Raw genomic sequence first — 12,130 nt, 5'->3', positions numbered from 1 at the left:
GGCCTTGCGTGCCCGGCAACCATGCAGCCACAAAAGCGTCGGCTTGGTTGATAAGCTTGCCGGTAAACATGGGCCGTCCAGATAGGAACAGGACCACAACAGGAATATTCTGCGCCTTCAATCGCGCAATCATTTCCTCTTCGGCAGGCTGTGGCCGGAATGCGAGATTTGGCACATCGCCTTCAAACTCGGCATAAGGTTTTTCGCCCAAGACAATGATCGCTACATCGGGCGTCTTTTCAAACACCCCCGATGCCGAAATATTGGCCGTGCCGCCGCCCGTTTTAACCGCTTCCGAAATCGCACGACCAATCGTCTGGCCATTTGTGAAATCGGCGGCAGTGGTGTCCGTGCCTTGCCAGCTAATCGTCCAGCCGCCGGCCTGCATCGCCATATTGTCCGCGCCGGAACCGGCGATCAGGACATTGCTGCCATTGCGAATGGGCAGAACGCCGTCATCATTTTTGAGCAGCACCAGTGATTTTGACACCGCCTCACGCGCAAGATCGAGATGCTCTTGCTTGCCAACCAAAGATGTTTGCCCCCGCACAGTTGGCGCATCGCCCATGAGGCCAAGCTTGTATTTCACGCGCACGATTCGTCGCACGGCATCGTCCAACCGCGCGGCGGAGATCCGGCCATCCCGCGCCGCTGCCAGCGTTGACGCGAACAATCCCTTCCAGCTGTCCGGCGCCATGAACAGGTCAAGCCCGGCATTAATCGCCGCAGCGCAGTCGGTCGCGGAACAGCCCGCGACTTGGCCATGACCATTCCAATCGCCAACAACCAGCCCGGCAAAGCCCATGCGGTTTTTCAAGACATCGGTCAGCAGAGAGGCATTGCCATGATGCTTCACCCCGTTCCAGCTTGAGAAGCTCGCCATCACGGTCAGTGCGCCTGCGTTGATAGATGCGGGATAGCCCTGCGCATGTTTTGCGACCAGTTCGGCTTCGCTGATCTGGGCATCGCCTTGGTCGCGGCCGTCCATGGTGCCACCGTCCGCAAGGAAATGTTTGGCAGTTGCGGCAACATGCGTGGCGTCCAGCGGCGCACCGGCAACAAGATTGCCTTGCAAGCCTATGGTCATCGCACCGGCATAGGCCGCAATCAATGCAGGGTCGGAGGAATAGCCTTCATAGGTTCTGCCCCAGCGTAAATCTTGCGGCACGGCGAGCGTTGGCGCAAAGGTCCATTCAATCCCGCTGCCTGAAATCTCTGCCGCCGTGGCTTTGCCAATGCGTTGGATTAATCCCACATCGCGCGCCGCACCAAGCCCGATATTATGGGGAAAGATGGTTGCCTGTGGCAGGTTTGAATGCCCATGCACCGCATCGACGCCAAACAAGATAGGTACACCAGCGCCTGATGTGCGTGATGCATCGCGAAATGCGGTCACCAATTGCGCCCATTTTGCAGCGTCAGCGCGCTCGTCGCCATAAGGTCCGGAATTGCCGCCAGCAAGGATGGAGCCAAGCGGATATGTCTTGAGATCCTCCGGCGTGATGGCGCTAATGTCGGCCTGTATTATCTGACCGACCTTCTGTTCCAGCGTCATTTTTGAAAGCAACGCCATTATCGCGTCTTCGGTTTTTCTATCGGTAATCGCCGCAGGACTTTGGGCCGCTGGCCAGTTGGCAACATTTGCAGTCGTCGCAGCAGAAGGCGCCGCCGGCGTCGCAGTCAGTGGGTGCGTTGCCGCCGAAACACATCCCGCCGACACGAAGGCCATCAGTGCCATCGATCCCCTTAACCGCATCAAACCCACTCCAGAACTTCGTTGTGAACGTTATCAGGATTTGATGACAGCAACGGTGGGAGAAATCAAGCGTCATCATGGTGCCGCGCAACTAAAACCGGACAGTCCACTCCCGGCCCCATTTGTCGTCGTTCCGCTTTACGCCCAGTTGTTGCCGTTTCAAGGCCCGCGCGCGATCCCTGAAACCAGACGTTCAAATAAACGGGTAAGCAAGCAGATGTGTTATCGGCACGTGCCTGCTATGGGCTGGCGGGGCAGAGGGCGGCCTGCGGCAACGCCTGTGGGTACGCCGTTTTCGACCGCGACTTGGCCATTGACCACCACCGTTCGCATTCCTGTCGCCAGCAAAAACGGATTGGCATAGTCGGCGCGCGACGCGAAGGTTTTCGGGTCGAAGGCGATGACGTCAGCAAAGGCCCCGACCTTCAGCTGCCCGCGCCCCTCAAGGCCAAACATGGCCGCCGTCGCCGATGTCGACTGGTCAATGAAGGCTTGAAGGCTCATTACCTTCTCGTCCTTCACATAGGTTGCATATTTGCGCGCAAATGAGCCATAATAGCGCGGATGCCCCAGTGTCGCGTCGGAGCTGGTCACGACCCACGGCCGCAGCATGAACGCGGCAATGTCATTTTCGCTCTGGTTGAACGAAGCGACGCGCGCCTCGCTCTGCTTGAGGATCGCAATTGTCGCGACGACCGGATCTACACCTTGTTCTTTCGCGAAGGCTTCCAGGGTCTTGCCTTGCGCGTTGGCTGGGCCCGACGTGATAAGGAGCGAAGCTGCGCCGCCACGACGGCGAAGATTTTCAAGTATCTCTGGACGCATCTTCTCCATCGTTGGCGCATCGTCGAACCGCTTGAGCATTGCGGCGCGCCCGCCATCCTGCGCGCTGCGGGGGATGACCGCCGCGGAAAGGCCGGTGTGCGAAGCGGCCCATGCATATTGATCGGCATGGACCACTTGTCCCGCACGTTGCGCCGCCTCAATCATGGCAATGATCGCCGGTGCCTGGCCTTGCACATCGACACCCAGCGCCTTGATATGCGCGATATGGACCGGAATGCGTGCCGCGCGCCCAATCATCAGCGCCTCTTCAACCGCATCATGCAGTCCGATGCTATAGCTCGACTCATCGCGCAGATGGCTGTCATAGATGCCGCCCTTGGCCGCCGCTGCCTGCGCCAGTGCAATCACCTCGTCGCGCTTGGCAAAGCTTTGTGGCGCATAGAATAGCCCGGTCGAAAGCCCCAATGCGCCTTGGCACATCGCGTCGGAGACGAGGCCCGCCATCTGCGTCATTTCGGCTGCTGTCGGGGCGCGATCGGTTTCACCGATCACCTGTTTGCGCACGTCACCAAATCCGACATAAGAAGCAAAATTGATACCGACGTCGCGCTCCGAACGCGCGGAAGGTGCGCCAGCGGTGGTTCCGTCGGCAACCGTGCGTCCCAAGGTGCGGGCAATATGTGTGTCGCCATGCCCGTCGACGCCGATGAACGCCGTCGTCACACCTTGCATGAGGAATGGCAACACCAGTCGTGCGGCTGGATCGCGCGACGCGAGCGCCTCGTCAGCATGGGTATGGGGGTCAATAAACCCCGGCGCGACGATCAGGCCGGTTGCGTTGATGACTTTCTTCGCGCCGCCGGGGGCCTTGGGACCGACATAGACGATGCGATCTGCGCGGATGGCTATGTCGCCCCGGAACGGCGCCGCATTGCCGGGGTAGATGGTGCCACCGCGAATGACGATGTCTGCGGGCGGCTCCTGCGCCGCGGCGGCCACCAGCCCTGATGCTGCCGCCATTGCCAGCGCTATGCGGGCCACTCGCTTCATGAACTTCGCATCCGCCATTACGTAACTACCCCTGTTTCATTTCGCCTGTGGCAAAAGCCTTATTGGCTATCTTTATAGGCAATGGCCTCAATCTCAACCATGGCATCAGGCACAACCAGCGCCGAGACAATTGTTGAACGCGTGGGATATGGTTCTGCAAAATATTCGCGATATACCAAGTTAAAATCAGCCATCGCATCTACATCGGTGATCCAGGCGGTGACCTTTACGACATCGGACAATTGCAGGCCTTCTGATTTCAGCACGGCCGCAAGGTTCGCGAGGGCTTGGCGGCTTTGGTCCTGCATATTCCCTGCGATAATTTTGCCATCTGCCCCGCGCGGCAGCTGGCCTGAAATATATGCGGTCGATCCGGCGAAACGCACGGGTGAAAGGGGTGGTTTGCTTGCCATCTTAAATGCTCCAACGATACAGAAAGTGGGCCAGCATATGCCCTTCAGCACGCGTCTTCCCATAAACAACTTGTGATTAGTCCATAACCAAATGGAATGGACTAATCACACATTTGTAACGACTATGGCTTGTAAATGCGCGGCTTTGGTGCAATTCGGGTATAAATGCACAAGCCGCAAGGGGGCGGCAAAGGGAGGCAATTCACAGTGTCCAAAATTTCAATGCGTGCCGGTTTGTTTATCGGCTGTTCCATCATCGTAGCCACACCATCGTTCGCGCAAACTGCGGGCCAACCTGAAGCAGAGGCGGAATCGACCGAAGCAATTGTGGTTGTGGGTAGCCGCATCGAAGGCTCGAAAATTGCGGAAACCCTGCCGGTTTCGGTGCTGAGCGAAGACCGCATCGCTGCCACGGGAAGCGTTTCCGGTGACGATCTGTTCCGGTCCATTCCGCAAGCAGGTGATGTCCAGTTCCAAGAAGCCCGGACGACCGGCAACCTCAACGATGCGCGCGGCGACAACGCCTCGATCAATTTGCGCAGTGTCGGCACCGGCAACACGTTGGTTCTGGTCAACGGACGCCGCATGATTTTGACGCCCGGCACGCAGACCGAGAATTTTGTTCCGGTACAGACGGCCAACACCAACTCGCTTCCCGTTGGCGCGACGCGCCGGATCGAAGTTTTGCGCGACGGTGCGGCTGCTGTGTATGGCGCGGATGCCGTGGCCGGTGTGGTCAACGTCGTCACGGACGATAGATATGAAGGACTGCGCTTTGACACGCGTTACGGCTCTGCGGACGGAACAAATGAAAAAACCGGCGCAATCAAGGCCGGTTTCAAAACCAAGTCCGGCGGACGCTTCACATTTTTTGGCAGCTTGACAAAGCGGACGCCGTTATTCGCAAGCGAGCGTCCATTTTCGGCAAGTGAAAACCATATGCCAAAGTTGGTCGGGACGCCTTGGGAAACCGATACCGGCTTCGATAACCGTTCAACGTCATCGCCTTGGGGTGCATTTACGGTAACGGCCGTTCCGTCGCCAACCATCCGTCAAGGCACATCGACGACAGCATTGACGACTTCGGGCGTTTTCCACATCGAACCGATCGCAAATACTGCGGCGGGCTGTTCAAGCGCCGTTTTCAACGGCAATCTCTGTCTACGTAGCGGCGGTATTACAGGTGCGACCAGCCGTGTGCTGCGTTATGATGAAAACCCCGATCGCACGATCCGCGGCGGTCTTGACCGCATCAATCTTTTCAGCACCTTCCGTCAGGACATCGGATCAGTCGAACTCTTTGGTGAGCTCGGCTATTATAATGCAAAGCTTGAAGGACAGCGTGAACAATCCGCACCGATTTCGAGTGCAGTCATTACGATCCCGACCACCAATTATTACAATCCCTTCGGTCCAACCACGTTCAACGGCGTGACCAACCCCAATCGCTTGGCCGGACTGGTTGGCGTGCCGACCACTGGGCTTGCACTGCGCATCACAAACTATCGTCCAGTCGATACCGGCCCACGTACGTTCGTCGTAACCGATGACAGCATCCGCTCGCTGATCGGCGTGCGCGGAGAGTGGGGCAATTTCAAATGGGATTCGGCGGCCTCTTATTCTTGGGCGCGCACCGACGATCACACAAAAAATGCCGTCAGCAACACGCTGTTTCAAGCCGCGCTCGCACGGTCGACCCCTGATGCGTACAACCCGTTCAATGGCGGCAATCAACTCAATTATTCGCTTGGCGACGGTACCCCGAACAGTGCGGCCACCATTCAGTCCTTCCTGGTCGATGTGCACCGCATCAGCACGACGTCGCTTGGCACATGGGACTTCCGCATCTCCAACAGCGATATCTTTAGCCTCCCTGCAGGTGGCGTAGGCTTCGCCAGCGGTCTTGAAGCGCGGCGCGAAACCTATTCAGATAACCGCGATAACCGTCTGGATGGCACCACAACGTACACGGACAGCGTTTCGGGTATTCGCTATGGCACCGACATCATGGGCGCCAGCCCATCGCCGGATGTAAAGGCGCGTCGTACCGTTGTGTCGGCTTATGCCGAACTCGCCGTACCGTTGATTTCGGACGATATGGAAATACCGCTGATCCAATCAATTGATCTGCAAGTTGCGGCCCGCGATGAACATTATTCCGACTTTGGAAATGTGTTCAAGACCAAGGTTGCTGGTGCATGGACCGTGATCGATGGCATCAAACTCCGTTCGGCATGGTCACAAAATTTCCGCGCACCCAATCTTGCGCAATTTTATAGTGCAGGAACGCAGGTCGCAAATACGCGTACTGACTTTGCTGCTTGCCGCCTGAACCCGCTGACAACCTGCAGCGGTATTAGCACACTTGAAGTTCGCTCAGGCAATCAGAACCTGACACCTGAAAATGGGGAAACCTTGTCGGCAGGTCTCATTGTACAGCCTTTCCGTAACCTCACGTTCACGGCGGATTATTGGTCACTGCGTTCCAAGGGCGTCATCGGCCTCCAAGGCGCGCAAAACCAGATTTTGTTCGACCTTCTCGAACGGCAGAACGGACGCAGCAACCCGAATGTCGTGCGTCTGGCTCCGGTTGGTACGCAAGTGATCGGCACAATCGATTATGTTCAGGATGATTATTTCAACCTTGGACTGCGCGAGTTGGAAGGTCTGGATTTCGGCGTCAACTATGATGTGCGCAATACGCTGATCGGCAGCTTCAACATCGACATCAACGCATCGAAGCTGTTGACATATGAACAGTCGGCATCTGAACTGCAGGCGAAACTGATCGCTGCAAACGCGGCGGGCACATTGGGAACAGGCGTGACGATTACGCAAGCCGGAAGCCAGATTCAGGTCAACGGCAATCCTGAGTGGCGCTTGAGCGGAAACCTGACGTGGAAATCAGGTCCCGTAAGTGCCGGCCTCTTGGTCAACTATGTCGGCGCTGTTTTCGACACGGGAACGATTAAGGTAGCCGATCAGTTTTTCAAATTGCCCAGCGTCACGACGGTCAACACCTATGTGCAATATCGCGCTGGTGACGATCAGGGTGCATTTTCGGGCACACGGTTCCGCGTAGGCGCGCGTAATTTGTTCGATAAGCAGCCACCGCTCGCATCGACGAACTATGGTTTCCTCGGGTCGTTGCACGATGCTGTCGGCCGGTTCGTCTATTTTGAACTGTCGAAAGAGTTTTGATAAAGCCGTCTGACATGACGACTGCTTGGCATGTAGCGGCGCAGAAATTGCGCCGCTAACTTGCCCAAATGAGACTGAGGCAGATTGAAGTTTTTCACGCCGTTTATGCAAACGGCTCCATCAGTGCGGCCGCGCGTGGATTGAATGTGTCGCAGCCAGCGGTCAGCAAAGTATTGCGGCACACCGAATCGCAGCTTGGCATCAGCCTGTTCAATCTGGTGCGTGGACGTTTGGTTCCGACCGACGAAGCACACGCGCTGTTTCGTGAAGTAGATGAGGTCTTCAGCCGCATCTCATCGTTGCAGGTTACCGCCAACAATTTACGCAATACAGGCACGGGTCATCTGCGGATCGGCGTCGCGCCATCACTGGGACTTGAGGTGGCACCCCGCGCCATTTCGGCATTCCGCACCAAATTTCCCAACGTCACCTTCGACGTCAAAACCCTGCACCATAACGACACATCACGCGCGTTGTACGAACGCGAATGCGACCTTTCGATTGGCTATGATCCGCCCGAACACCCCAGGCTGAAACTGGAAAAGCTATCGGCGGCGCGGCTTTATCTGATCTGCCAGCCGGGCATGTTTCCATCCGGTAAAACCACCCTGAAGATCAGCGAATTGAACGGCTTGGACATGATCAGCGTGAACGGCAGCGGCCCGATTGGCGATCTTGTGGAAGCCACATTGGAAAAAGCGCAGGTCGATGTGCGCAAGATCATATCGGTCAGCACTTATTATATCGCGGCGGCCTTGGTACGTTTCGGGTCGGGGATTGCGATTGTTGATCAATTCACGGCGCAATCAATGGTGAGCGACGGCTTGGAAGCCCTATCCATTTCGCCGGAAATGCAGTTCGGGGTCCATGCAATCTGGCTCGAGGATAGGCCGCCGTCGCGATTGGGGCTGCAATTTGTTGCAGAGGTTAAAAAGGCATTGCAGCCATAGAGCGGGCGCCTGTGTAAGCGCACTCCGATACTTAACCCAAAGTTATGGGTGAGATGTATTATTGTTCGGCAACGACGCTTGCTCTTGCCGGGTGCATCTTTAGCTAGACCCGATGAATTGGTCCAAAAATTCCAGCGATGATGTGCTGCCCCGCCGCGCGATTGTGTTGGGTGCAGGGGTGGTGGGTGTAGCCACGGCATATGCATTGGCACGACGCGGTGTTGAAGTCACCATCATTGACCGCGCTGCTGTCGCGGGGAGCGGTGCTTCTTTCGCAAATGGCGCGCAACTCAGCTATATTTATACCGACGCCTTGGCGAGCAACGGTTTGCTTAAACGACTGCCTTCCCTTGCCTTGGGTTTGGATTCCAGCTTTCGCTTAAGGCCGAACTTAGACCCAAGCCAAATTGCCTGGTTCATGCGCTTCTTGCGCAATTGCACGCACCAACGGTTCCTTGAAAACAGCCTTGCGGGTTTGCAATTGGGCCTTGAATCTCAATTGGCGATGCACGCCTTGCTGGAACAGCATAGTATCGAATTTGGACATCAGTCCGCGGGCAAGATGTTGGTCTATGATGACGCTGCGGCATTTAAATCTGCCTGCGATATGGTTTCGGTCCGGCAAAAACATGGGGCCGAGCAGGAGGTTCTTACCGCGACAGAGGCGGTCAACAAAGAAGCTGCCCTTACTGAACGCGCGGGCGGCTTTATCGGCGCTGTTTATTCGCCGCAGGAGGAACTGGGCGACCCCCATAAATTCTGCAATGCCCTGCTGTCACAGTTGGTCAAAGCCTATGGTGTGCAAGTGCGCATGGCGACTGAGGTTGAAAGCTGGAATGCTGATAGTGACACGGCAATGGTTACGACAAAGGCGGGCGAAACCATCGCATGCGATCAGCTTGTGCTGTGCGCCGGAATGGATGCTGCCAATTTGCTGAAAAAGCATGGCCTTGGTTCATCGCTTATGCCGATGAAGGGCTATTCCTTTACCGCCGCACCGGGCCAAGCATCCCCCAAGATGAGCATTACCGATGTCTCCAAAAAAGTCGTCTTCTGCCCGCTTGATGGTGCTATCCGCGTTGCCGGGCTCGCCGAATTGGGCGTTAGAAACACTCGGGTCGACCAACGCCAACTTGCGACCTTGGTATCGACCGCAGCTGGCGTTCTGCCACGCGCTGCCGATTATGCGGCGTCATATCAGGGCTGGGCGGGTATTCGCCCCATGACGGCCAACGCGCTTCCCATTATCAGGAAGATTGCGCCAAGGGTTACAGTCAACGTAGGACATGGCATGTTGGGTTGGACATATGCGATGGGATCGGCCGAACGGGCTGCGCGATTGCTGGGAGGAGTTTGATGATGAAGAGTATCGGAAAATGGTCACGTGCTGGCGTCATATTGCTGTCCATGGTCGCGTTGACGGCATCCCCGGTCATTGCGCAGAAGAAACAGCTGCTCGAATATCCCAGCATCCATTCCCCCGTCGTTGGCGAACAGGGCATGGTGGTGTCGCAAAATGCCATCGCGTCAGAAGTCGGCGCCGATATATTACGCCGCGGCGGCAATGCGGTGGACGCCGCTGTCGCCATTGGCTTTGCTTTGGCTGTTACCCTCCCGCGCGCAGGTAATATCGGTGGCGATGGCTTCATGCTGGTGCATGATGCCAAGAGCGGGGAGCAGGTCTTTTTCGATTTCCGTTCCGTCGCGCCAAAGGCGGCAACGCTTGCGATGTTTGTCGACAATCAGGGGCGCGAATCCGAAATCGCCAGTCGCGGTTATTTGGCCCCGTCGGTACCCGGAACGGTTGCGGGCCTCCATATGGCGCATAAAAAATATGGCAAACTGCGTTGGTCAGACGTCGTTTCGCCCGCCATCGCGCTCGCCCGCGACGGTGTGGTCCTGACCCCCGACGAAGCCTTTGTTTTTGGTTGGGGAAAAGAACGCCTGTCAACCAGCACGGCTGCCAAAGCCGCGTATTACAAGCCTGACGGCGCGCTGTATCGGGCAGGGGAAAGGCTGAAGCAGCCAGACCTTGCATGGACACTGACACAAATTGCAAAACGCGGGGCGGACGGTTTTTATAAGGGGCCGGTTGCGGATCGATTTGCCGCCGACATGAAAGCCAATGGCGGATTGATTACCACAGAAGATTTGGCCGCCTATCGCGCGATTGAGCGCAAGCCATTGCGCGGGACATATCGTGGTCTTGATATTGTAACGGCACCACCGGCCAGTGCAGGCGGTGCGACGTTGCTCAATATGCTCAACATCATTGAGAATTTTGACCTTAAGCAGAACGGCGTCGGTGCGGCCAAGTCGCTGCATATTATGGCCGAAGCGATGAAGCTCGGATATTCGGATCGCTATGCTGTGTTGGGAGATACCGATTTCGTCACGACGCCGATCAAGGGCTTCATTTCAAAACCCTACGCCCTGTCACGCGCCAAACTCATCGATCCCGACAAAGCCAAACCGGCCGCGCAAATGGGCGTGGGGGATCCATTAAAATATGAAAGCCCGTCGACCACCCATTTCTCTGTGGCGGACGCGCAGGGCAATGTGGTTTCAACGACCTACACTTTGGGCGCTGATTTTGGTTCGGGCGTGATGATCGCCGGAACAGGCGTGCTGCTGAACAATCAAATGAATAACTTCTCGCATGCACAGGCGGCAAAAGCCCTGCGTGACGGCTTGCCAGCACCCCTCAATGCCATGGCTCCGGGGAAACGGATGCTGTCGACGATGATGCCGACAATTGTGATGAAAAATGGAAAGCCTTGGCTCGTAACCGGCACTCCGGGCGGCAGCACGATCATCAATACGGTCATGCAAGTGATCGTCAACGTCGTCGATTTCAATCTCAATGTCGAAGAAGCCACCCATCAGCCCCGCATTTATCAGGACACCAGCGATAAGTTGCGCGTTGAGCCAAATTTCAATCCCGATACGGTGCGTGTTTTGCAGACCTTAGGGCACACCATCACCTCCGACGAAACGATGGGCAGTGTGCAATCCATCATGATCGAGAACGGCCTTTTCTTAGGTGCCGCAGACCCAAGACGCCCCGGCGCACAGGCCATTCCGCCGGAACGTAGGCAGCCGCGTTAAAGGGGCGAGTTAAAGGCACGACATAAACAACAGTTTTTGGCCCGATGGCTCCACTCTTGGAATGGGAAAGATGCCTGAACCATTGCAAACCTACACGGCAGCTATTCATTGGTCCACGCCAAGAAGCAGACTGTCCGCTTTCGGCCCAAACGCTGCGCCAAAGCCATCCCTAGCAGGGCCGGGCCAGCACGATGGGCCAGTCTACCGCTTAAGAAACAGCTCCGCCATTGCATCAATGATGGCAGCCGCATCAAGGCGGTAGGTGTCGTACAGATCGATGAGATCCCCCGTCTGGCCGAAACGATCCGTACCAAGCGGACTTACCCGCATGCCTGTCACACCACCCAGCCACGACAACGCGCCTGGCGAACCATCAATGACCGTCACGAGCCCAGCGTCAGGTGCCAAAACCGACAACAGATCTTCGGCATGGCACATTTGCATGGGCTTATCAGTCCAGCGTGCGGCCTTGCTGGCAGACCAGTCGCGATGCAGCACATCGGGCGACGTCACATTTAACACGCCCAATCCGGGAATATCATCCGCCAATTGGTCAAAAGCAGCCAGAACTTCTGGGGCAATTGCGCCTGTGAAAACAATAGCCGCTTCGGCGCCGGGTGCAGGTTGCCGCAACCAATAGCCGCCTTTTAACGCGTCCGCCTCCCATGCGGTACCAGCGCGTTTCACCTGCGGCACTTGGCGCGTGCTCAGGCGCAGATATACCGAGCTGCCGTCGGGCTTTTGCATATGCTCAAATGCCCAGCGCATGAACAATGCGACTTCATCGGCATAAGCCGGTTCGTAATAAGCAAGGCCAGGCTGGCCCATCCCGATCAGCGGCGTATTGATCGACTGGTGCGCACCGC

The 12,130-nt window shown here is 56.7% G+C and carries 7 protein-coding genes and 1 pseudogene; 4 read left to right on the top strand and 4 right to left on the bottom strand.

The window, feature by feature from the left end; all coding sequences use genetic code 11:
• From ACILQA_RS06595 to ACILQA_RS06585, 3 genes are all read right to left on the bottom strand, one after another.
• Nucleotides 1-1,738 (bottom strand): glycoside hydrolase family 3 protein (locus tag ACILQA_RS06595; RefSeq protein WP_395628986.1); only part of this gene is annotated, 1,738 nt, incomplete at its 3' end.
• Between the two features lie 240 nt (nucleotides 1,739-1,978).
• Nucleotides 1,979-3,562: an amidohydrolase family protein gene (locus tag ACILQA_RS06590; protein WP_395628985.1), complete on the bottom strand. Its 1,584-nt coding sequence runs from the start codon at nucleotides 3,560-3,562 to the stop codon at nucleotides 1,979-1,981.
• Between the two features lie 89 nt (nucleotides 3,563-3,651).
• Entirely contained in the window at nucleotides 3,652-4,005 is a 354-nt protein-coding gene (locus ACILQA_RS06585; protein WP_395628984.1) for a RidA family protein, read from the bottom strand.
• Between the two features lie 207 nt (nucleotides 4,006-4,212).
• On the opposite strand from ACILQA_RS06585, the gene ACILQA_RS06580 reads away from it, so the two are divergent.
• The 4 genes from ACILQA_RS06580 (at nucleotide 4,213) to ggt (ending at nucleotide 11,264) form a co-directional block, all read left to right on the top strand.
• Nucleotides 4,213-7,206: a TonB-dependent receptor domain-containing protein gene (locus tag ACILQA_RS06580; protein ID WP_395628983.1), complete on the top strand. Its 2,994-nt coding sequence runs from the start codon at nucleotides 4,213-4,215 to the stop codon at nucleotides 7,204-7,206.
• Between the two features lie 68 nt (nucleotides 7,207-7,274).
• Nucleotides 7,275-8,156 (top strand): LysR family transcriptional regulator, encoded by an 882-nt coding sequence (locus tag ACILQA_RS06575; RefSeq protein WP_395628982.1) that lies wholly within the window; start codon nucleotides 7,275-7,277, stop codon nucleotides 8,154-8,156.
• Between the two features lie 112 nt (nucleotides 8,157-8,268).
• Nucleotides 8,269-9,513, top strand: coding sequence for an FAD-dependent oxidoreductase (locus ACILQA_RS06570; RefSeq protein WP_395628981.1), 1,245 nt, complete (start codon nucleotides 8,269-8,271; stop codon nucleotides 9,511-9,513).
• Nucleotides 9,513-11,264 (top strand): gamma-glutamyltransferase, encoded by a 1,752-nt coding sequence (gene ggt, locus ACILQA_RS06565; RefSeq protein WP_395628980.1) that lies wholly within the window; start codon nucleotides 9,513-9,515, stop codon nucleotides 11,262-11,264. The genes ACILQA_RS06570 and ggt overlap by 1 nt, the downstream gene beginning before the upstream one ends.
• 201 nt (nucleotides 11,265-11,465) lie before the next feature.
• Here ggt and ACILQA_RS06560 read toward each other — a convergent pair.
• Nucleotides 11,466-12,130 (bottom strand): annotated as a pseudogene (locus ACILQA_RS06560) (transketolase); the annotation flags it as partial.

The organism is Sphingorhabdus sp. (assembly GCF_044239005.1).
In the GTDB taxonomy this organism is placed as follows: domain Bacteria; phylum Pseudomonadota; class Alphaproteobacteria; order Sphingomonadales; family Sphingomonadaceae; genus Sphingorhabdus_B.
The sequence above is the reverse complement of the archived record's forward strand: the minus strand, read 5'-3'. Positions and strand labels throughout refer to the sequence as shown.